This window comes from Cyclobacterium sp. 1_MG-2023, from assembly GCF_030546805.1.
Lineage (GTDB): Bacteria > Bacteroidota > Bacteroidia > Cytophagales > Cyclobacteriaceae > Cyclobacterium.
This window is the reverse complement of the sequence record NZ_JAUOPC010000009.1, coordinates 190049-212215: the sequence shown is the minus strand read 5'-3', so window position 1 is coordinate 212215 and position 22167 is coordinate 190049. Positions and strand designations below refer to the sequence as shown.

Here is a 22167-nt window from a genome sequence, read left to right as displayed (position 1 = left end):
AATATGGTATTTTACTCACCCTCAAAACCTTAATAATTTGATAAACCTAAAACTTTATTTTGAGAGATAATAAATTTAACTGAAAAAACGATTCAAAACCTGTAAATGCTCTTCTTTTTATCCATTAACAGCTAATCCACCAATCCATTTCCTTACAAGCAATGGCAATCTTAATTTTGATTGGGTATAATAGCGAAATTTGTTCGAAGAATCCTCCTGATTAAACTTTTCCCCCTTGGCAAAGTCTAATTTGAAATCACATCACCTAGCACATGAATTTTCAAACACTTGTTTTTACCAAGCATTGCCTTTTATTGACCTTTTTTACACTTGCAGCACTGCTTTCTAGCTGCAATAATACAACAGACACTGATCCTCCTGTTGCAAATTATCCTTACCAGGCGGAAGGGAATGTCACGATAAACGAAGGCTCCGGGGGCTTTTTTGCCGGATTAGAAGGGGGAGATAGATTTGGTCGGGATCATGACAAAATAGGAGATGTGAATGGAGATGGTGTCATAGATTATGTTGTGGGCGCCCGCTCTGATGATGATGGTGCTGTGGATGCAGGAGCCGTCTATATTTTATTTATGAACAAGGATGGATCAGTCCAAGCCAATCAAAAGATCTCCATGCTGGAAGGAAACTTTACGGACAATTTAAACGCAGGAAACTTCTTCGGTTATGGAGTAGCAGGCATTGGCGATTACAATGGAGATGCCATACCAGACATTGCCGTAGCCTCTCCTGTGCCTCCCAATAATTCCTTGTACATAATCCATCTCAATGCGGACGGAACAGTCAAAGACTATGTAAAAAACCGCAACATCATTGCCAATGGCCTGTCTGCTATAGGCGATATCAACAATGATGACCGCATAGATTTGGTAGCTTGTAATCCCGGTTCTGATGATGGGGGTGAGCAGCGGGGAGCCATTGACATTCTGTTTTTGAACGCAAGCTCGGAGGTAGAATACGGCAAAAGGGTAAGGATCAGTTCTACCCAAGGCGGGTTTGGTGAAGGACTTGAAAATGGCGACCAGTTTGGTGGTAGAGAAGTCGCCCTATTGGGGGACATAGATAATGATGGAACCAATGAATTGGCCGTCGGTGCTTTTATGTCGGATGGAGGAAAAGGAGCAATTTGGATACTGTCTCTGGACAATGCTACGCATGAGGTCCTTTCCAAAGTCAAGATCACTGAGGGAATTGGGGGTTTTACAGACTTCTTGACTACAGGACTAAATCCCAACGGAACCAGTGGTGCCAATTTTGGACATGCACTATGTGCCGTTGGGGATATAGATGGAGATGGAATTAAAGATCTGATTACCGGGGCCAACCAGCAATATGAAGGCTGGGGCTATATTCTCTACCTGAATCAGGATAAAACGGTAAAATCCTTTACCAGAATTAACAATACTGAAGGTGGTTTTGACCTGCACTTGACTGCAGAAGGCCGGTTCTCCCGTTCCATTTCTTATGTGGGCGATTTAAAGGGCGATGGTTCTATCGCCATCAATTTTGGCGGTGGTGCCGGGGGCACCGGAACACTCTATACCCTTTTTCTCAGGCCTCAATAAAGATTTATAGGTGTGTCAGCTCCCAAAGTTCTACCACTTCTTCAGCACGCCAGTTCTGGTCTCGATTGGTTTTCTTTGAGGCTGGCTTTACAGATTTATTAAAGCATCTTGCCAATTGAAAACGACCGCCTTCAGCCAGTTCTTTTTCTATTGGATGTTCTTTGGTCAGCTCCGTGATTTGAGCCAGGTTAGAGAACAAAAGCAGCAGTTTACCATCGGGCAACAAGCGTTTCTTTGCCTCTGCAAAAAACTCAGGGAACAGCTTCTCATTGTAATAGATGCCAGTATCTAGGTTTCTCACTTCATTGGTTGAAGGTAGCCAAGGAGGATTAAAAACAATAAGTTCGCTTTGTTTTTCCCACTTTCCGAAAAGATGTCCCAGATCCAACTCTATCTTTCGTGACAATTTAGTATCTCCCATAAAGGCTTTCAACCCCACGATCGCATTGGGATTGCTGTCTGTTCCAAAAACCTTTTGGAAGCCGTACTGCACCATTTGTAAAGCGAGAATACCACTTCCTACGCCAATGTCTATGGCCGTCTTTTTTGGGCCGGTATAGCGTTTTAGCCACTGGTCAAACTGCACCAAATGATCAAATCGGGTTGGGAAATAGGTGCCATAATAAGGGTGTAATTTATTCCTTAGCACTGGAATGGAAATCCCATTTTTGTACCATTCCCAGGAACTGTTTAGTCCCTGTACTTGAGGAAAAGTCAGCAAGAAATCACTTTTTTCCGGATACAACTCTTCCAACCAACCGATAAAAGGGGCCTTCTTAAGCGCCAGTTTATTCCCTGCAATTTCTATCAAAACAAGATTGGAAAGCTTGTGGTAAGCAGCACGGTACTCGCACTCGTCTTGAAAAGACTTGCGAGTAAACCTTTTTTGTAGATGGGTCTTAAGCGCTTTTAGTAACTTCAATCCATTGCTATAGAGCCCATCAATTAAAATCGGCTTACCTGCCTCTAACAATTGAATCGTAAGCAAAACATCTGACCCTTCATTAAAATTGGCATATGGTCTTTCAAAGGCAAAAGGCTCGGGTTTATTAAGGTGAATAGCTTTAGTCATACTTTATTTGTTTTTTAACACGGATTATGCAAAAGAATTTGTGATCAGGGTCGCAATTGCGAAAAACCAGACTGTTTGGAGATTTTAGCCTAGCAACACCATGGTGAAATTGAAAACAGCAACGAAGGGACTGATTTTGAAGCGATATCAGCACGGAATAAAAGATCTATTGCATATTTCGGGTTTAACTTAAATGTTTAATTCTTTTTAATAAAGATTAAAGTTTTAATGCTTTTGGGAATTAATTTTCGTAGGGTTATTTTTGGGTTGGATAAATTGAATGTGGGTAGGGAAATTGGCGGTTTTGAAACCTAAGAATGTGATCTTTGACAATTAATCCTTCGTCAATATTGATGGCATTTTTAATGGTACTACTCCCATCCCAATTTTCTCTACCTGCGACCACAATAGGTAAATGAACAATTAAAGCTGCTGAAATAGATCTCGAAGCACTTTCCCAAAAATAACTTGGAGTATGATCAACAGCATAGTAATCTATGCCATCAATACTGGTCATTGGATTTTTAAAAGTGGTAGGCTTAGCAAAATAAAACCCCATTCCCTCATCACAGCTGACATCGATAAATAGTGAACCTGGTTTTAGCATTGATTGCTCCTCTTCTAGCACATAATTAATGGGATCGTCAGTATCCTGATAAGTTCCATTAATTATAATTTCTGAGGCATTAACTAAATCAATAAAAGGCTTTTCTGTCCCGTCATGTTCCACCACAATTAATCTCGCCTCCCCTTTTTCTCCTTTTCGCAAGCGGGAATAATGTACATCTAATACTTCTTCTCTGACTTCATGATCTGGCCTTTGAATACAAATGGTAATGTCGCGGAATCCATGGGCCTTTAAGGCATATATTGCTCCTCGACTGACAGCTCCAAAACTCAAAATGATTACTTTTCTCTGGTTACCATAGTGCCCATCTATGCCTTTCAATTGCAAGGCATGGATAACTGCGCAGTAACCAGCCATTTCATTATTTTTATAAAATGTATGCCTGCCTATTTGCCCGCTTGGACTCCAAACATACATATCTTCAAAAGCAATTAGGGTCAGCTTTTTATCTATAGCGATTTGAGTTACCTGTTTTTGTTGGGCACAATGGGGATACCCCCAAAGTAGACCACCTGTTTTAAGCTCCTCGAGGTCTGCAAGAACAGGTTTTGCGATAATAACAGACCCAATATCTGCTAACAATTCCCTTCTTGTAGCAATACCACCTGAAAGTGCGGATATTTCCTGATCAGATTTATTGAAAGGTAATCCATACCCTTTTTCAAATACAAGTTGTTTCCGAATTTTTTCCGGTAGTCTCTCTAAATGTTCCGGATGTATTGGTACCCTTCTTTCATCTTCTTTTTTTGAAGTTCCAATTACTCCCATTGTTAATAAAGCCATATAATTTTTAAGCTTAATAGCGGACTGCAAGGCAATGACAGGTGCAAAACGCTGGATTTAAATTACTTCTCAATCGTAATTCTAGCTTCCAGGCATTAAGTTGGCTTCTAGTGTTAAATAAAAAATTAAAATCCTAAGCCTCATCATCTCTATTGATGTGTCATCCAAAGATATTCACATGCTACCAATCGGGTTAAAAACTGAAAAAAGTAAAATATCAGCGTTCCGTTATTAAATTAGAGAAGATGGGTAATTTGCTTAAAATCAATATTACTTAATCAAAGGTACTTTAATTAAATTCATTACTACGCTATTCTATAAATATTAAACCCGGATTCTGTAATGGGATTCGTGATAAGTGTTGCAAACGCAAGAAAATCTAGCTGTTTGGAGATTTTAGCATAGTACCGCTATGGTGAAATTGAAAGTAACAATGAAGTGGCTGATTTCGAAGCGATTTCAGCACGTAACACGTAATAGATTGTCTATTGCATATTTCAGGAAAATGAAAGACCAATTTATTTAAAAGGCCCAATGGTGCAATCCATTGGGCCTAGCTATAATGAACTTTATAGAACCTACCATTTCATAAAATTCTCTGGTAGGACAAAAAAGCCCATCAAAAATTACTTATTAATATAGAACAAATTGTACGCTAAATTCTACACCAACTTTTCGAAATGATTAATAATTATATGTATTAACCATTTTCCTGTATTACTCCACAGGCTACCCTTGATCCGGCGGCTCCGGAAGGTTGGGAAGTAAAGTCATCAGCCTCTGCATGAATAATTACCGCTTTGTTTAGGATATCTGAATCTTCCCCGTCACCGATAGACCATCCATCTACCACCATCACTAGTGATCCTAGGCCATCTTCACCTACGGTTAAATTATTTATATCACCGGCATGAAATTCACCTTCTCCTCTTTTGCCGTGTTCTTCCCCCTCAGGGTTCCAATGTCCCCCGGCTGAAGTAGCATCTGCAGCACTGCAATCTCCGTTTTCATGCAAATGAACCGCATGCTTTCCGGTTGACAAGTTGTTTACTGACAATACCAATTTAACTTTTCCTTCGGCGGTCTGCGTAAAGGTAGCCGTCCCAGAAACCTCACTCCCACTAGCTCCTGAGAGTACAGCCATGGCTGTCTGCTCGGCAGTATCGGTTTCGCTTTCCATATTGTCCATCTGATTTTCTGTAATTTCTGGTCTATCGGTAGCACTTTCCTCGGAATTATTGGCTCCGGGCCCACAGGCAACTGCCAGAGATACTGCTCCGATAAAGAGAAAATAATTAAATGTCTTCATAATCATAGTAGTTTATTTCAATCTACTATCAAGGAAAAACTATGCCAAAAGACGATATTTTCAAATATTTTATAACAATAAACAGATATAATAAAACTAATACCGGATTATATTGAGTGCAAAATCCCCTTTATTATCCATACAAGCAGACTTGGGGTGATTTGCAGCCGTCTTTTGGTCCTAAAAAAGCTCGGCTACACCAGACCGGTGAGCAATCAAATGGCTTTGCCCACCTTGGCCAAGGTTTTTTGATCAAAACGTCCTTCCAGCTCTATGACCATGAATTCCTTGTCATTGTCTGACCTGATCATCAATACCAAACCATCGACAGCATCCTTTCCTTTGGAATAAATAGATAGCCCACTGTCCTTGTCTGTGGCGTCCATCATCAGCTCATAGCGTTCCCTATCCAGCCCTTTGCTTAGCTTGCGGAAATCTGCCAGTGCGCGAGAACCACTTACTGGAAGCTTAAAGAATTTCACCCGCTCTATGCTTTCAGTAATGGCATCCAGATTGGCCTCTTCTATTTCCAGATTCCAGCCTTTGGCAAAATCCAGAATATTTCCGGCAAGATCCAGATGAAAGAAATTTTCTTGCCCCTTGTATTGCTTGTACAATTGGTCTACACTTTTGCTTTGCGCATGTACTGCACCGGGAACTGAAATAAAGAGGGTCAATACTGCAATAATTGCTAATCGATTCATGATACAATGATTAAATGTTGATTGTTTATTTTTGTTTCTTTGCCCGGCCATATTCTTCCATTCCAGGCAAATTGGTGTTTTCAGAAAGCATGTTAAGGTCTTGGTAAGTAAAATCCCCCAGCATGCTTATAAAGGTAAATTCACTGGTGGACCCCGATACCATAAGTAATTCCTTGATCCTCCCTCCTTCTTCTCTGACCATAAATTTCAGGGAACTTTCCTTGTCCCTCACATCCATCAGTTCCTCGTAAAGGTTCTTTTTTAGTTCTCCCATGGCTTCATCAAACAAGCTCAATCCACCTATTTTTTCTGCAGAGAGAATTCTTATCCCTTTGATTCTGGTGATCAATTCCATAAGATTTTCGGCATCTTCATCCTCTTGCTCCATATTGGAACTGAGAAACCCTCCGGCCATTTGCATCAATTTCGGGCTGATGTATACCCGAGAAAAACGTTCATCCTGCCGGTATTTCTCATAAAACTTTTCTATCACTTCAGTCTGTGCCTGTAGCCAGCAGGGCAATAGGCAAAGTGCCAAGAGTATTGTCTTTTTCATCGCTAATTGTTTTTATCGTTTTCATACCAATTCGCAGCTGAATTGAGGTATTTGATCTTTTCCATGCTTTCCAGATGACTGGTGCCTTTCTTGAGGTTAAACTGAATTTTACCCATAGCCTCCACCACTTGCCGGTAGGCGCGGGCTTCTTGCTCCTGCTCATAGCTGCGGTAGCCCCACCAACAAGCTGCCACTGTCAGGAAAGCCAGCATAACCGCCGCCATTTTCTGCCAGAGGAAGCTTTGTAAAGGCAGGTGAATTCCTTTTGGGCGCTCTGCCCGTAAGGATTGAATCCCCGAATAGAAAGTTTTTAACTCTCCATCCTCCGGCTCTTCCTCAAGTGCTTGGAAAAGTATTTTTTCTTCCGCCACTGAGGTTTCTCCTTTCCAGTATTTTTCCCACAAATCCTTGTGCTTATTTTCCATAATTTTCCAGAAATGATTTCAATTTTTTTCTTGCCCGGTGCAATTCTACCTTTACTTGCCCTTCGTTAATTTCCAGATAAGTCGCCATCTCTTTATGTGTAAGTCCTTCTACCTCTCGGAGAAAGAAAATTTCCTTCTGTCGCTCAGGAAGTTTTTCAATAAACTTAAAAACCATTTTAGTCTTCCGGCTAAAGTCCACTTCAGGTGAAACCTCCATGGCCAAATCGCCGACATCATCCATCGTTTCCCACTTTCCAGCTTCCCTAATTTGCTGAAGGGCTTCATGTTTCAAGGTCTTCACCATCCATCCGGTAGGATTACTAATAGTGGCAAGGTATTCCTGATTTATAAATCCTTTGTACATGGTATCCTGCACCGCATCCTGCGCTTTATCCCGATCCTTTAACCATAGTATGGCAAATCGATAGAGCCGGTTTTTTAAGGGCCATAAATGAGATTCAAAAAAGGACTTCATGTAGTAAGATGATGATCGAAAAACAAAAAGGTTACACTTTTCAGAAATTATTTTTTAATAATTACAGCATTCTGGGAAAATTACAAGACACCTATCCAAACAAGAGCCTGGTTTCAGGGTTTGTTAAATTAGCGACACAGCGCCAAGCATTCCCTACAAATCCGAGGGATTATCCCTGTTAAAAATAAAAAATATAGTTTGCCTCCTAACAATTTATTAATTTGCCTACTCAAAGGAAAGATAAAAAATAAGCATGCATAATAGCGAAAATCAACGGCAAGAAATAAAGGACAAAAAAAAAGCCCTGGTAAAACCAGGGCTTGTGGTGATGAGTGGGCTCGAACCACCGACTCACGGATTTTCAGTCCGATGCTCTACCAACTGAGCTACATCACCGCTGAAAGTGATGCAAAGGTAGGTATTTGTTACTTTTGTACAAGCAATTTAATTAAAAAAATCGTGGAAAATTATTAACACATTCAATATGAGTAGCTTACCACAAGTGCTTTTTTTATTGGTTTTAGGTACAGCAGGGTATATTTTGTACAAGAGAATAAATTATATCCGAAAAACCATCCAACTCGGTCAACCCATAGCACGCAATGACAATCCCGGTGAACGATGGAAAACCATGTTGCTGGTTGCCTTTGGGCAAAAGAAGATGTTCAAAAACCCAATTCCGGCCCTTCTTCACTTGGTGATATACGTTTCTTTTGTGATCATCAACTTGGAAGTTTTGGAGTTTATCATCGATGGTATCGCAGGAACCCATAGGGTTTTTGCTCCTTTTCTGGCCGGCTTTTATTCCATTGCCATGAATTTCTTTGAATTCCTGGCCCTTGGAGTACTCCTCTCCTGCCTGGTCTTTCTTGTACGAAGAAACATCACCAAGGTGCCTAGGCTAAATATGGTCGAGTTAAAGGGATGGCCAAAGTTGGATGCCAACCTTATCCTCATCATTGAAATTGTCTTGATGCTGGCCATCCTGACCATGAATGCTACTGATCAGATTTTGGCCTATCGAGGCATTGGAGGCTATATCCCACTGGGAGGCCTTTGGATAAGCGAAAGTATCCAAGGGATATTTGAAGGGCTAGACTCCGGAACGCTGGTATTGATAGAAAGATTTGCCTGGTGGTTTCACATCATTGGCATTTTAGCATTTGCGATATATGTCACTTACTCCAAACACCTGCACATATTCCTTGCTTTTCCAAACACTTGGTATTCCAACCTGGAGCCGAAAGGAAAAATGGACAATATGGATAGCGTCACTCAAGAGGTCAAAATGATGTTGGGTATGGCCGCAGAACCAGCTGCCAATGAAGCGGCGGAGATAGGTCGCTTTGGTGCCAAAGACGTCAACGACTTGTCTAGGGTAAACCTATTGAATGCCTTTTCCTGTACGGAATGCGGCCGCTGTACGGCAGAATGCCCGGCAAACCTTACGGGCAAGAAATTGTCTCCACGAAAAATAATGATGGACACCAGAGACAGGGCTGAAGAAGTGAGCCAAAACCTGCTTGCCGGAAAAAAAGGGCTGGATGATGGTAAATCTTTATTGGGTGATTATATTACCCAAGAAGAAATCAATGCCTGTACCAACTGCAATGCCTGTGTAGAAGCCTGCCCTGTAAACATCGATCCATTGGCCATTATCATCGAATTGAGAAGATATACAGCCATGGAAGAAAGTGGCAGCCCTGCACAGTGGAATGCCATGTTCCAAAATATTGAGACCAGCTTTGCTCCATGGAAATTCCCCCCAACGGACCGATTTAACTGGGCAGCAGATTTAAACAAAGAAGAAAAGTAAACGAACGATATTATGAGTGATACCTATAAAGCCCCTACCATGGCCCAAAAAATGGCTTCCGGAGATACGCCGGAGATTTTATTTTGGGTGGGTTGTGCCGGTTCATTTGACGACCGCTACAAGGCAGTAACCCTGGCATTTGTTAAAATATTAAATAAAGTGGGCGTGAACTTTGCCGTACTTGGAGACGAAGAAACCTGTACCGGTGATCCGGCCAGAAGAGCAGGAAATGAATTTCTTTACCAAATGCAAGCCATGAGCAATATTCAGGTATTGGACGGCTATCAAGTAAAAAGAATCGTAACTGCCTGCCCACACTGTTTCAACACCATAAAAAATGAATACCCGGCTTTGGGAGGTAATTACGAGGTAGTCCATCATTCCCAGTATTTGCAAGAGTTGATCCATGAGGGCAAAATTGTAATGAAAGATGGGGGCGAATTTAAAGGTAAAAAAATTACCTTTCATGACAGTTGCTTTCTGGGCAGGGCCAACGATGTATATGAGGCCCCCAGGGAAGTCATCAAGGCCTTGGATATGGAACTTGTGGAAATGAAGCGTTGCCGATCAAAAGGGCTTTGCTGTGGCGCAGGTGGTGCGCAGATGTTTAAGGAGCCGGAAGCCGGAAAAAAAGACATCAATGTGGAACGCACCGAAGAAGCCTTGCAAACAGGAGCCAAAACCATTGCAGTGGGTTGTCCTTTTTGCCTGACCATGATGACTGATGGGGTGAAAAACAAGGAAAAAGAGGCAGAGGTAAATGTGCTTGATTTGGCTGAATTGATTGTAAAAGACCAACAATTATAGACAAAAAAAGGATATTGTTCGTCGTGTAAAGGATCAGTTTTTAGGTTTTATTCTTTTTTTGAGGGAACTTAAAAAAGATTTTGTATCATAATGAATCTATCTTCGTTTAATAAAAAAGCAGCAGCTATGCCTGTTAAATTTGTAAATTTGATTCTGTTAACAAATTAAAAGAGCCATTTATGTACGTACCATTTGATGATATGCCAAAAGAGGCGAGAATTTGGGTCTACCAGGCAGACCGGCCCTTTGAGGAGCAGGAAAAAGTTTGGATAATTTCTAAACTCGTTGCTTTCTGTAACCAATGGAACACTCATGGCGCAGAGATGCCAAGTTCTTTTGACATTAGGCTTGACCAATTTATCATTCTTTCTGTAGATGAAAGCAAGTTGGGGGCAAGCGGATGCTCCATAGACAGCTCTGTTAGAATCATTCGGGAGATAGAGGTTAAATTAAATCTGAATTTGCTAGACAGTGGCAAGGTGGCCTATATGGATGGAGAAAATGTTAGGGTGGCCTTTTTGCCTGAAATTAAAAATCACGTTTCAGCCGGTTCATTAAAGTCTACCAGCAAAATGTTTAATCCCAGTGTCAATAAAATTTCGGACTTGAATGAACAATGGCTTATTGAAGCCAATAACAGTTGGCTAAAAAAATACTTTGCTCATTAATACTGCCAGAGAAAAAATAGTATGAGAAACATAAAGTTCACCCTTCCTGCAAGCCGCTGTTTACTTCCTGTTTTATTGCTTGTGCTACAGGCATCTTGTACCAGTTTGCAACAAAAAGCCCAGACCCAGTTCAACACCGGTGAATACCAACTGGCCATTGCTTCCTATTCCAAACTGTTAGAAAACGAGCCGGACAACAGTGAAGCCAATTTCTATATCGCAGAAAGTTACAGGCTTTCTAACAGAATAGAAAAAGCCACTGAATACTATGAAAAAGTCAATGAAGCAGATGCTACTTTCGACAGTCAATACCATAAGGGAAAGAGCCTAAAAGGGAAGGGTGAATATGAGGCGGCTAAGGAAGCCTTTGAAGCAGCCAAGACGCTGACAATGGACGACGAGAAAATAGCGCTTGCCAATAAGGAAATACAAAACATTGATGCAATTGCTGACATTACTCCCATTTGGCCCAATCATGAATTGGAGAATTACACCTTACTGAATTCATCCGGATTGGATTACGCACCTGTGCTTAGTGAAAATCAATTGTTCTTCACCAGTTCCAGAGGTGCCAGTGGCATGTATACTGGCTCAGGCCAAGGCTATACCCGCTTATTTAAAACCAGGGCTGAAGGCATTAATGTGGATGTACAAGGAGTACAAACCCTTACTGAGTTCCAAAATGAATCAGGCCTAAATCAAGGCGCAATTGCCATAAGCCCTGACGGAAACACGATTGTTTATGCAAGAGGCAACAGTAACCGCAAAGGTGACCTGCCTGAAGTTAGCCTTTTTTCTTCCACATTTAATGGAAGTGGATTTACTCAGCCTGCTTTTATGGGAGTGAATGGAGAACCCGAGTACTGGAATTCTACTCCGGCTTTTAGTCCGGATGGAGAAACCCTTTATTTTGCATCCAATCGTCCCGGCGGTTATGGTGGATCGGATCTTTATAAAGCCACGAAGATGGCTTCAGGTAACTTTGGGGCCGGTGTAAATCTGGGTCCGGAAATCAATACCCCCGGCAATGAAATGTTCCCCAGACCTTTGCCCAATGGTGAATTTTATTTCTCCTCAGACGGGCATCCCGGATATGGCAAGTTAGACCTCTTTGTATACAAGGAAGTAGACGGAGCGAATAAAGTATTAAATCTTGGCTCCAACTTCAACTCAGTAGCAGATGATTTTGGGATTTTCTTTACCAAATATCCTGAAGAAGGATTCATTACATCCAACCGCGAAGGCGGCAAAGGGGATGATGACATTTATTTCTTCAAAGACATGACACCTGCACCAAAAGTGGTCAATGTAATGCTAAATGTAGTCACCAAAACCATTGCTGAAAACGGTGAGGAAGAGATACTTCCTCAAGTGCGGGTAATGCTTTATGATGATAAAAATGAAACGGTAGACGGTGATCTCAGCAGTCAATCAGGCCGCTTGAGATTCCCTCTAGAACCCGATGAAAACTATTCAATCATTGCTTCTAAAACCGGTTATTTCACCAAAAGCATCCCTTATACCACCATCGGAAAAACACCGGCAGAAGAGGATCTAATTCAAGATGTGACCAATATTTCCCTAGATACCACCATAGTTTTGGATCAGCTAATTCTGGAAAGAGCCATTGTGCTTGAAAACATTTATTACGATTTGGATAAGGCTGATATCCGACCTGATGCAGCCATTGAACTGGACAAGCTGGTGAAAATTCTTAAGGACAACCCTGGCATACGCATTGAGTTAAGTAGCCATACCGATGCAAGGGCCACAGATGCCTACAATGATGATCTTTCTCAAAGAAGGGCTGAATCAGCAGTAGCTTATATTGTATCCCAAGGTATTGCTGCAGACAGGTTGGAAGCCAAGGGATATGGAGAAAGGCAATTGATCATAGAAAATGCCCAAACAGAAGAAGAGCATCAAATCAACAGAAGAACGGAGTTTAAGGTTATAGAAATCACGGAGTAAAATGCTTACCTTTGCCCCTTATCTGTTTTTTCCAAATCTGAGTTTATGAACGATAGGTACATGCAGCGTGGGGTTTCGGCCTCCAAAGAAGACGTACACCAAGCTATTTCTAACCTGGACAAAGGCCTGTATCCTAAAGCCTTCTGCAAAATTGTAGCAGATGTTTTGGGCAATGATCCTGACTATTGTAACATCATGCATGCTGATGGTGCAGGAACAAAGTCTTCCTTGGCTTACCTTTACTGGAAAGCCACCGGTGACCTAGGTGTATGGAAAGGAATTGCCCAAGATGCAATCATCATGAATATTGACGACCTACTTTGCGTGGGTGCCGTCAATAATATTTTGGTTTCCTCCACCATCGGCAGAAATAAAAACCTTGTTCCCGGAGAAGTGATCGCTGCCATTATCAATGGTACAGAAGAGGTATTACAGATGTTGAGAGACCATGGTGTAAATGCTATTCTTACCGGGGGAGAAACAGCAGATGTAGGTGATTTGGTACGCACCATTATTGTGGACAGTACAGTTACCTGCCGCATGAAAAGAAATGAAGTCATTTCCAATGACAATATAAAAGCGGGAGACGTGGTTGTGGGCATGACCTCATTTGGTCAAGCAACTTATGAAACCGAATACAATGGAGGAATGGGAAGCAATGGACTTACTTCCGCCAGGCATGATGTCTTTTCAAAGCGGCTGATGTCTGCCTATCCTGAAAGTTTTGATCCTTCCGTACCGGAAGATTTGGTATATTCCGGAAGCTATGACCTAACCGGTCCTGCACCGGGCACTCCTTTGGATATGGGGAAATTGGTACTTTCACCTACTAGAACCTATGCGCCGATAATGGCTGCCTTATTGAAAGAAAATAGAGCGGCAATTCACGGTTTGGTACATTGCAGTGGAGGAGCACAGACCAAGGTTCTTCATTTTATTGACAACTTGCACGTCATCAAAGACAACCTATTTGAAACACCCCCACTCTTTAAAATCATTCAGGAAGAAAGTGGTACAGACTGGAAAGAAATGTACAAGGTTTTCAATATGGGCCACAGAATGGAAGTCTATCTGGATGAAAAAGATGCAGATCAAGCCATTGCCATTGCGTCCAATTTTGGCGTAGAAGCCAAAGTAATTGGCAGGGTAACCGATTACCAAGGAAAAAAAGTTACAGTCAATAGCCAACATGGCACCTTCACCTATGATGGATAAGGTATCCAACCAACTTTGAGCCAATGAAAATCCTTTTAAAAATAATTCTTGGATGCTTCATTTTTTTATTGGCCTTGGGATTACTGACGCTCACGACGGTGGATTGGACCCCTTATAAGGAAACTGCCTATTATAAAGAAACCAAGGAAAAACTCAGCAAGTTGGCCTTTAAGGGGTCAGATAAAGGCTATCTTTTAGGAGGCTGGGCCAAGGCGAATATAACCCCGGATAAACCCGCCAACTTGGTGGCCTATAAACCACGGGGGCCTTATGAATTCGTGGCAGACAGTAGCTTTGTAAAAGCCATCATAATAGGAAATGAGCAATTTAAGGTGGCTTTCTTAAATTATGAGTTACTCATTGTCCACCCTGAGCTTGCCCTAACTTTAAGAGAAGCCATAGCCAAACGGCAAGTACCTGTAGACCAGATTTATTTTACAGCCACCCATACCCATAGCGGAATGGGTGGAACCATACCAGGACCTGTGGGGAAAATCGCCATGGGAGGATGGGATGAACCCTTGGTAAATACCATTAAAAACGGCACACTAAAGGCGCTGGAAAAAGCCTTGGCCAATATGGACACGATAAGCTTGCGCACCAAAAAATCTGAAGCCGCAGACTTTGTATCCAACAGACTTATTGCAACCGACCCCATAGATCCTTTTATCCGGCAGTTGATTTTAGAAAACACTGATGGACAAAGCTGCTCATTGGTAACCTACAGTGCCCATGCTACCTGCCTTAGCAGCAAGTTTATGGGGCTTTCCGGAGACTACCCTTATTACCTTTCTGAATTCATGGAAGAAAGGCATGACTTTGCCGTTTTTGCGGCTGGTGCAGTAGGCAGCCACCGCCCCAAAGCACCCGGAAATGATATTAAAAGTATCAAGCAGTATGCTTCTTCATTGGACTCAGTAGTCAATGAAAATAAAAGCGAAAAAGCACTCGCAAGCAAGCAGATTTTGGCCACAAGGCTTCCGTTAAAACTTCGTTCCCCCCACTATAGGGTCAGTGATAACATTCGGCTTAGACCTTGGCTTTTTAACTGGGCTATTGGGGATAATCCGGCTTATTTCGATGTCGTCAGGATAGGCGATGCCTTGTTTATTTCTTCTTCCGGTGAAGTCTCAGGGGTATTCTATAAGGCATGGGAGGAACAAGCCCAAGCTCTTGGTCTCTCCTTGTTCATTACCACCTTTAATGGCGGATATATAGGCTATATAACGCCTGACAAATACTATTCAGGTGATTATTATGAAGCCAGAGATATGAATTTCTATGGGCCTTACAATGGTGATTATTTTAAAGAGATTGTATCGGATTTGATCACTTTTGGTGCCGGTAAATAAACTTTTGCTTGGTAAAATCCTTTTTCAAAGGACATTTCTTTTGCTGCTACCCAACCTCCCTTAGTGAAAAAACCCGCGTAATCAGGCAATTCTTTTCTTGGATGTTGGGTCAAAATACCAAAGCAGGTGATCATCAACCGAATCAAAAACTGCTTATCCCTCACAGGAAAAAAATCCAAAAACAACCATTTGGAATCGGAAGTTACCCTTTGGTTTACCTCCTCAAATAGTGCAGTGATGTCTTGATCTGTCAACACGTCCAATAAAAATTGAGTGACTATTACATCAAAATTGCATTCTTCCTGAAATTTAAAATCAGCCCTGCAAATAAATTCCACTTGGCCGCTAATATTGAGAGGGATTCTTTTTTTGGCTTTGTCAAGCATTTTTTCCGAAGCCTCCATATAAATTACCTTACCTTCTTTACCACATCTTTTTAAAATATCCGGCAAATTGGCTCCAGTTCCTCCTCCAACTACCAAAACAGTGTCTCCCCGCTGAATAATATCTAAAAATGCCCACTTGCTCCCATGAAACTTTTGCCCTAATACCAAAGTGGCCAGTGCATCATAAAATGGGGCAACAAAATTATAAGCATTCATAAAATGTTTCTCTATCTCTTATGTTTATAACTCATTTTCTTGGCTTGGGTTAAAACAATAATAGCAGGATTGGCAAAGAAAAGGAGAGTTCAAGGCGCTTTCTTGTTTTCATGGTATCATTGGCCGGAGATTCCATAAAGCTGATAATATGCATCAGCAGCATCAACCCCCAAATTAAGGTGTAAATATGAAAATACGAGGGCAAAATCAAGAAAAGAACCACCAGATAAACCAAACCTATAAAAGAAAGCCCCCAAAGTAACTTTCGTGTTTCTTTCATGCCTAAGACTGTGCTGATGGAAGCTTGACCTTCAGCCAGATCTTGTGCTCCATCGCTGTAAGAGAGAAAAACCAAATTGAACCAAGCCAGTAAAAAGTAGGCGCCTAGGAAGAAAGCCCAATTGGCAGAAGAGAAAGCATGGTCAAGATTTAATATCGGGACCAACACCAATCCCGCCACATAAAAAAAAGCTGTAGAAAACTCTTTTACGGCAGCCATTTTCTTACCGGCAATGCGCAAAAAAGTCATGGTAAGCATGATCACTAACGCAAGTGCCAATCCTGAGCCAAGCAACTTAATCGAAGGCAAAAACAGGAAAGCCAAAATCAAACCCGTTATAATGGCAATCAGCATCAATACCATCAGAAATTTAAAGTGGTTTTGATGGAATCTATGTCTTTGAGATAAGGCAGGCCTCTCCACTTTTTTGGCATCCAATAAATGGTCAAAGGTATAAATACACCAAACAGCCAATGCCAGAAGTAAATAAATTTTCCAAGACAAATCCACTTTCATGAGATCAGCAAAAAAATACATCCCTGAACAAGCCCCTGCCACCACATCCAAAGAAAGGAGGTTAATCTTTTCGTAAATAAGCAAATGCTTCAATTTCATTGTAACAGAAAAATTCCTAGTAACATGCAATTTAAAGAAATGAAAGGATCAAAACATTTAAAAATTATGTAATTTCCACTTTCTAAGAAAATCTAATATTCATGAACAAGTTATTTTATATTCTTTTGTTAATTGTCAGTCAGCAAGTTTTTGCCCAAGAACCCATTAAAGTTGCCTGTGTGGGCAATAGTATCACCCAAGGCCCCGGTAGAGACAATCCTGACAGCTACCCACTTCAAATGCAGGAGCAGTTAGGTGATAAATACCAAGTGATCAACTTTGGGGTAAGTGGACGTACTTTATTGAAAAAGGGAGATCACCCATATTGGGAAGAGCCCCAATTCGAAGCGGTGAAAAAATTTGCACCTGATGTGTTGGTAATAAAATTAGGAACCAATGATTCTAAACCACAAAACTGGAAATACAAAGATGAGTTTCTTGACGATTATGTGGAAATGATAGAAACTTATAAAGCAAGTATGCCGGCTAGCGGAAAAGTTTATGTATGTCTTCCTGTTCCCGTGTTTAAAACCAATTTTGACATCACTGAAGAAATAATTGTCAATGAGATGGTGCCTCTTATCCGTCAGGCAGCAGAACAAACCGGAGCCACACTTATTGATTTACACACGCCTATGGAAAAATACGGGAAGTTGTTTGCTGATGGCGTACACCCCAATACCAAAGGCAATAAAATCATGGCAAAATTGGTTGCCAAAGCCATCAAATAATCTTGTTATTTGAATTCATTAAGCAAAGCCGGCCCTTTTCAACATTGGGCCGGCTTTGCCTTCCAATTGAAAGGTAATCGGCCTTACTTTGGCAGGTTTTTAAAGCTAAATTGGCCCTAAATTACCCGGCTAAAAAGGCCCTGTTTCTTTCAATAGTCAGGTTGAAAAAAGATTGATATCCAGCAGGTTCTCTTTAATTTTAATTTGGGATTAAACCATATAGGGTAATTCCGTGTTATAATCCCTCATGTTGCATTACACCACATATCTATTAAAGCCAGATGCCCCTTGGGTAACCTTTGTCCATGGCGCAGGAGGCAGCAGTGCCATCTGGTTTAAACAAATTCGAGATTTTAAGAAATCATACAATGTATTGTTGGTGGACTTAAGGGGCCATGGAAAATCCAAGGACAAAGTTTACGAGAAATTAAAAAAATATAGTTTCCCTGTTATTTCTGATGAAGTAATGGAGGTATTAAATCACCTGAAGATTGAAAAATCTCATTTCATAGGCATCTCGTTGGGTACAATTATTATTCGGGAAATAACAGAAAGATACCCTGAAAGGGTGTCGAGAATGGTGCTGGCAGGAGCCATAATGAAGCTTAACCTTCGCGGGCAGGTACTGATGCGTCTAGGGATTTTACTGAAATCTGTTATCCCATACTTACTCCTATATAAGCTTTTTGCTTTCATCATTATGCCAAGGAAAAATCACAAGGCATCTAGGTACTTATTTGTTAAGGAAGCAAAAAAACTATATCAAAAAGAGTTTATAAGATGGTTTAGCCTTGCTTCCAGAGTCAACCCTTTGCTGAGTTTATTTAGGATAAAAGAAACCCCTGTTCCCACCCTATATCTTATGGGCGAAGAGGATTATATGTTTTTGCCTACCATCACTAAACTGGTAAAAACTCATCAATCTGCACAGCTAGAGGTAGTTCCCTCTTGCGGACATGTGGTCAATGTAGAACAGCCTGAAGCTTTCAACAGCATCGCTTTACAGTTTTTAAAAACCAATTAGGTAAAAAAAGCTTTGTCACGCTTTAGGAGACTTGGTCAAGGTTTCTCTTTTTCATACCTTTCTATCAGCACAATCCATTAAACCAATAGAAAATGCCCATAAAAGTACCTGCTTTAACCTTTCTATTTATTACAGTATTTTTTCTTCTTACAAGCTCACTAAAAGCCCAAGAAGTAATTGATTTTGATATCAAACTTGCAGGTTTTACCATCGGGCAAATGAAAGCCACCAAAACCTTAGCACAGGATACCACCACTTACAGGCTAGACAGCAAGGTTAGTTTTTGGTTATTCGGTACCATTAAAGTAGACTACCACACGGAGGTAAAATACCACGAAGGTGTTTTCATTAATTCTAAAGTAAGCTCAAAAACAAATCGGGGAAACTTTATAAGTAAAATATGGCTGGAAGGGAATGAATATAAAATTGATGCAAATGGTTATAAATATGAACATGAAGACATCATCAAAGATCCTATTCACCATAGTGCTGTAAGGCTATTTTTTGAGGAACCCAAAGGGATAAAAGTGATGATGGCAGAAAACTTAGGTAAATTCTCCGAAATAAGATCTCATGGTGAAGGTATTTATACCACCCATATAGAGGGTGATGAAAACAAATATTACTTTCAAAATGGGAAAATGCTAACAGTCAGCATGCACAATCCCATAAAAAATTACGAAGTAAAACGCAGAGAATAAGCATCAAAGTAGCCTTATAAGGTGTACAATGGGTATATTGAAAGATAACCCAAAAAAAGATGCTGCTACGACACCTATTAATTGCAACAATTTTTCTAGTAAGTGGTCTTTCATATGGCCAAGACTTTAACTTTACAGGAGCTGAAATTGTCCCTTATGGGGAAAGTGAGCGCATACCAACTTATGCCAAGATACTGAAAGAAGAGCTGGAAAGTCGGATTGATACGACATTTCCCATCAATCAAAAAGACGAGAACAAGTCTCCCAGCATTCTGTTAACTCAATTCGATGCCATTCAAAATCTTTCCAAAAAATGGAAGAAAAGATTACAGGACATCGAAGCCATGCCCGCTGAAGGCTACATGGTGATCATCGATGATACATTCTCTAAGCCTAAGGCCATTATCATAGGGCAAGATGACAGGGGCTTGTTATTTGGTATAGGCCATCTTTTGAGAAAAATGGATTGGTCAGAAAATCAATTAGTATTGAATAAGACCATTGAAAAGACAAGCTCACCGACATATGCCATCAGAGGACATCAACTGGGCTACCGCCCCAAAACAAATGCCTACGACGCCTTTACCGTAGATCGTTTTAACCAATATATCAGAGAGCTGGCACTTTTTGGAGCCAACAGCATCGAAATAATGCCGCCTCGAACAGATGATGATTTCACTTCCCCTCATATGACTATTCCCGCCATTGATATGATTGGCGAACAATCACGAATAGCTGATGAATTGGATTTGGATGTGTGGATGTGGTTTCCAAATATGGCTGAAGATTATGAGGATCCTAAAACCAGAACCATAGAGCTAACACAGCGCAAGGATGTTTTCGCCTCCACCCCAAGGTTAGATCATTTATTTGTACCCGGTGGAGATCCCGGTGACCTTGAGCCGGATGTATTGTTCAATTGGCTGGAAGAAGTGGCAACAGTGCTTCACCGATTCCATCCGAGTGCAAAAATATGGGTTTCCCCCCAAGTGTTTAGGCCTACAAAGGCTTGGTTTGACCAATTCTTCTATCACGTCAATCAAAAGTACGATTGGTTTGGTGGTGTGGTTTTCGGACCTTGGGTTAAAATACCCCTACCGGAGCTAAGGGAGTTAACAGCCGCGTCTATTCCTATTCGTAGGTATCCTGACATCACCCATAATTTAAGTTCCCAGTACCCTATTCCCGAATGGGACTTGGCCATGGCCATGACTTTGGGGAGGGAGTCTATCAATCCTCGACCTGAGGATCAAAAGGCCATTCACAATTCTTTGGCACACTATGCAAATGGGAGTTTAAGCTATTCTGAAGGTACCAATGACGATGTAAATAAATTTATATGGACAGATCAAGAATGGAATCCGGAAACAAAAGTCTTGGAAACTTTAAGAGATTATTCCCGTTTTTTCTTCGGCCCGAAATGGGTAGATGCCGCCACAAATGGCTTTTTGGCACAGGAGGAAAATCTACGAGGTGGCTTGATTAACAATTCCAGTGTTCCTCAAGCCCTGGCTCAATGGCAGGCAATGGAAGCAAAAGCTGACAATAAATTAATGGGGAACTTTAGATTTCAAATGGGCTTAATACGTGCTTATTTTGATGCCTATATTCAGCAGAAATTGCTATTTGAGACACAGCAGGAACAAAAAGCCATGAATATTCTGCAGGAATCAGAAAAAATTGGTAGCCTAAAAAGTATAGACAAGGCTACTAGTATACTTACTGAACCTATCTCAGACCCTTATATCGCGCGTTTGAAGCAAAGATGTTTGGAACTAGCTGATGCACTTTACAAAAGTATAGGAGCACAACTTACCGTTGAGCCACATGGTGCAGCTTCAGGAAGAGGGAATTTTATTGACAATCTAGATGTAACCCTTAATGATGCTCCATGGCTTTTGGCCAATCTCAAAGCCATTCAAAAAGTACCGGAGGAAAAACAAAGAAACGATAAAATCAAGCAATTGCTCAACCGGACCAATCCGGGGCCCGGTGGTTTTTATGACAACTTCGGACTAGGAAAAAGCTGGAAGAGAGTTGTTAAAACCAAAGCATGGAGTCAAGACCCGGGAGGTCTATATGGTCCTAGAGAAAGCTTCGGTGTAGGCCTAAAAGGTCAGGAATGGGTACATGAAATACAGGCTGTAGGCTTTGGAGGTACAGCCACTCCCTTGGCTTGGATGAACCAAATAACCACCCTATATGACACCCCCTTGATCATAAAATATGAAGAATTGAACCCCGGAAAAACTTATACGATTAAAATAGCCTATACCGGCAGGTTCAGGTCAAAAATGAAATTAACCACAGACGATGGCTTGTTGATTCATGATTTCATCCAAACCGGTGCCAAACCATTGTATGAATTTGAATTGCCTCAAAGCACTTATGCCGATGGAGACTTGGTACTCCACTGGACATGTGGCGAAGGAGAAAGAGGGGCCCAAGTGGCTGAAATTTGGATTATTCCAAAGCCGGAGTAAATATTTTATTGTCTACGCTAAGATCAATAAAACAAATTTATACTTGAGGATTCACCTCTCTCTCCAATTATATTTTAATCAATTACCTCTATCCAATTTTTTATGAATTCCGAGACCGGCCCCCTTCCGGCCCCGATTCAAAAGTAGTGCCAAATAAACAAACAACTTTTCTCCCTTTCCGTTAGCAAAAAGGCAAAAGCACGGTTTTAATGCATTCATCTGAGTTTCACATTGGACAATGCATGTCGTATTTACCTTGATTTGGATCACTATGTTTTTTTCTTAGTCAAGAAAAATAGTTGAAGCAGCCAATCAATAAAATGATCTAGATTGCAACCTCTTCAAATCATTGATTCTCATGCTTTTC

Annotated in this window: 20 protein-coding genes and 1 tRNA gene; 11 read left to right on the top strand and 10 right to left on the bottom strand. The window is 41.1% G+C overall.

Annotated elements, in window-relative coordinates:
• Positions 1-272 precede the first annotated feature (272 nt).
• On the top strand, positions 273-1583 hold the full coding sequence (locus tag Q4534_RS15735; protein ID WP_303614101.1) for an FG-GAP-like repeat-containing protein: 1311 nt from the start codon (positions 273-275) through the stop codon (positions 1581-1583).
• A gap of 4 nt (positions 1584-1587) precedes the next feature.
• On the opposite strand, the gene Q4534_RS15730 is transcribed toward Q4534_RS15735, so the two are convergent.
• The 8 genes from Q4534_RS15730 to Q4534_RS15695 all read right to left on the bottom strand — a co-directional run bounded on the left by Q4534_RS15730 (position 1588) and on the right by Q4534_RS15695 (position 7931).
• Complete coding sequence (locus Q4534_RS15730) at positions 1588-2655, bottom strand: methyltransferase (RefSeq protein WP_303614100.1); 1068 nt, start codon at positions 2653-2655, stop codon at positions 1588-1590.
• Between the two features lie 256 nt (positions 2656-2911).
• Complete coding sequence (locus Q4534_RS15725; RefSeq protein WP_303614099.1) at positions 2912-4066, bottom strand: N(5)-(carboxyethyl)ornithine synthase; 1155 nt, start codon at positions 4064-4066, stop codon at positions 2912-2914.
• A gap of 700 nt (positions 4067-4766) precedes the next feature.
• The gene (locus Q4534_RS15720) at positions 4767-5375 is read right to left on the bottom strand and encodes a superoxide dismutase family protein (RefSeq protein WP_303614098.1); all 609 of its coding nucleotides are present in this window, start codon (positions 5373-5375) and stop codon (positions 4767-4769) included.
• Positions 5376-5590: 215 nt separating this feature from the next.
• Positions 5591-6079, bottom strand: a complete 489-nt coding sequence (locus Q4534_RS15715; protein ID WP_303614097.1) for a DUF4252 domain-containing protein — start codon at positions 6077-6079, stop codon at positions 5591-5593.
• Between the two features lie 25 nt (positions 6080-6104).
• Positions 6105-6635, bottom strand: a complete 531-nt coding sequence (locus Q4534_RS15710) for a DUF4252 domain-containing protein (protein WP_303614096.1) — start codon at positions 6633-6635, stop codon at positions 6105-6107.
• Between the two features lie 2 nt (positions 6636-6637).
• Positions 6638-7060, bottom strand: coding sequence for a hypothetical protein (locus Q4534_RS15705; RefSeq protein ID WP_303614095.1), 423 nt, complete (start codon positions 7058-7060; stop codon positions 6638-6640).
• The gene (locus Q4534_RS15700; protein ID WP_303614094.1) at positions 7050-7535 is read right to left on the bottom strand and encodes an RNA polymerase sigma factor; all 486 of its coding nucleotides are present in this window, start codon (positions 7533-7535) and stop codon (positions 7050-7052) included. The genes Q4534_RS15705 and Q4534_RS15700 overlap by 11 nt, the downstream gene beginning before the upstream one ends.
• 323 nt (positions 7536-7858) lie before the next feature.
• A tRNA-Phe gene (locus Q4534_RS15695) sits at positions 7859-7931 on the bottom strand.
• Positions 7932-8019: 88 nt separating this feature from the next.
• On the opposite strand from Q4534_RS15695, the gene Q4534_RS15690 reads away from it, so the two are divergent.
• From Q4534_RS15690 to Q4534_RS15665, 6 genes are all read left to right on the top strand, one after another.
• Positions 8020-9351, top strand: a complete 1332-nt coding sequence (locus Q4534_RS15690) for a 4Fe-4S dicluster domain-containing protein (protein WP_303614093.1) — start codon at positions 8020-8022, stop codon at positions 9349-9351.
• 12 nt (positions 9352-9363) lie between these two features.
• A complete protein-coding gene (locus tag Q4534_RS15685) occupies positions 9364-10158 on the top strand; it encodes a (Fe-S)-binding protein (RefSeq protein WP_303614092.1) in 795 nt (264 codons plus the stop codon).
• 179 nt (positions 10159-10337) lie between these two features.
• Positions 10338-10826, top strand: a complete 489-nt coding sequence (locus Q4534_RS15680; RefSeq protein WP_303614091.1) for a hypothetical protein — start codon at positions 10338-10340, stop codon at positions 10824-10826.
• A gap of 21 nt (positions 10827-10847) precedes the next feature.
• The gene (locus Q4534_RS15675) at positions 10848-12797 is read left to right on the top strand and encodes an OmpA family protein (RefSeq protein ID WP_303614090.1); all 1950 of its coding nucleotides are present in this window, start codon (positions 10848-10850) and stop codon (positions 12795-12797) included.
• 45 nt (positions 12798-12842) lie between these two features.
• Entirely contained in the window at positions 12843-14012 is a 1170-nt protein-coding gene (locus tag Q4534_RS15670; protein WP_303614089.1) for an AIR synthase related protein, read from the top strand.
• A 23-nt stretch (positions 14013-14035) separates the two neighbouring features.
• Positions 14036-15364, top strand: coding sequence for a neutral/alkaline non-lysosomal ceramidase N-terminal domain-containing protein (locus tag Q4534_RS15665; protein WP_303614088.1), 1329 nt, complete (start codon positions 14036-14038; stop codon positions 15362-15364).
• Here Q4534_RS15665 and Q4534_RS15660 read toward each other — a convergent pair.
• Both Q4534_RS15660 and Q4534_RS15655 read right to left on the bottom strand, forming a co-directional pair.
• Positions 15313-15966: a class I SAM-dependent methyltransferase gene (locus tag Q4534_RS15660; protein WP_303614087.1), complete on the bottom strand. Its 654-nt coding sequence runs from the start codon at positions 15964-15966 to the stop codon at positions 15313-15315. The genes Q4534_RS15665 and Q4534_RS15660 overlap by 52 nt on opposite strands.
• A gap of 49 nt (positions 15967-16015) precedes the next feature.
• Positions 16016-16861: a hypothetical protein gene (locus Q4534_RS15655; RefSeq protein WP_303614086.1), complete on the bottom strand. Its 846-nt coding sequence runs from the start codon at positions 16859-16861 to the stop codon at positions 16016-16018.
• 101 nt (positions 16862-16962) lie between these two features.
• Between Q4534_RS15655 and Q4534_RS15650 the strand changes: the two genes are divergently transcribed.
• From Q4534_RS15650 to Q4534_RS15635, 4 genes are all read left to right on the top strand, one after another.
• On the top strand, positions 16963-17592 hold the full coding sequence (locus Q4534_RS15650) for a GDSL-type esterase/lipase family protein (protein WP_303614085.1): 630 nt from the start codon (positions 16963-16965) through the stop codon (positions 17590-17592).
• 247 nt (positions 17593-17839) lie between these two features.
• Positions 17840-18616: an alpha/beta fold hydrolase gene (locus tag Q4534_RS15645; protein ID WP_303614084.1), complete on the top strand. Its 777-nt coding sequence runs from the start codon at positions 17840-17842 to the stop codon at positions 18614-18616.
• Positions 18617-18708: 92 nt separating this feature from the next.
• Complete coding sequence (locus Q4534_RS15640) at positions 18709-19317, top strand: DUF6134 family protein (protein WP_303614083.1); 609 nt, start codon at positions 18709-18711, stop codon at positions 19315-19317.
• Between the two features lie 59 nt (positions 19318-19376).
• A complete protein-coding gene (locus tag Q4534_RS15635; protein ID WP_303614082.1) occupies positions 19377-21800 on the top strand; it encodes an alpha-glucuronidase family glycosyl hydrolase in 2424 nt (807 codons plus the stop codon).
• Positions 21801-22167 lie beyond the last annotated feature (367 nt).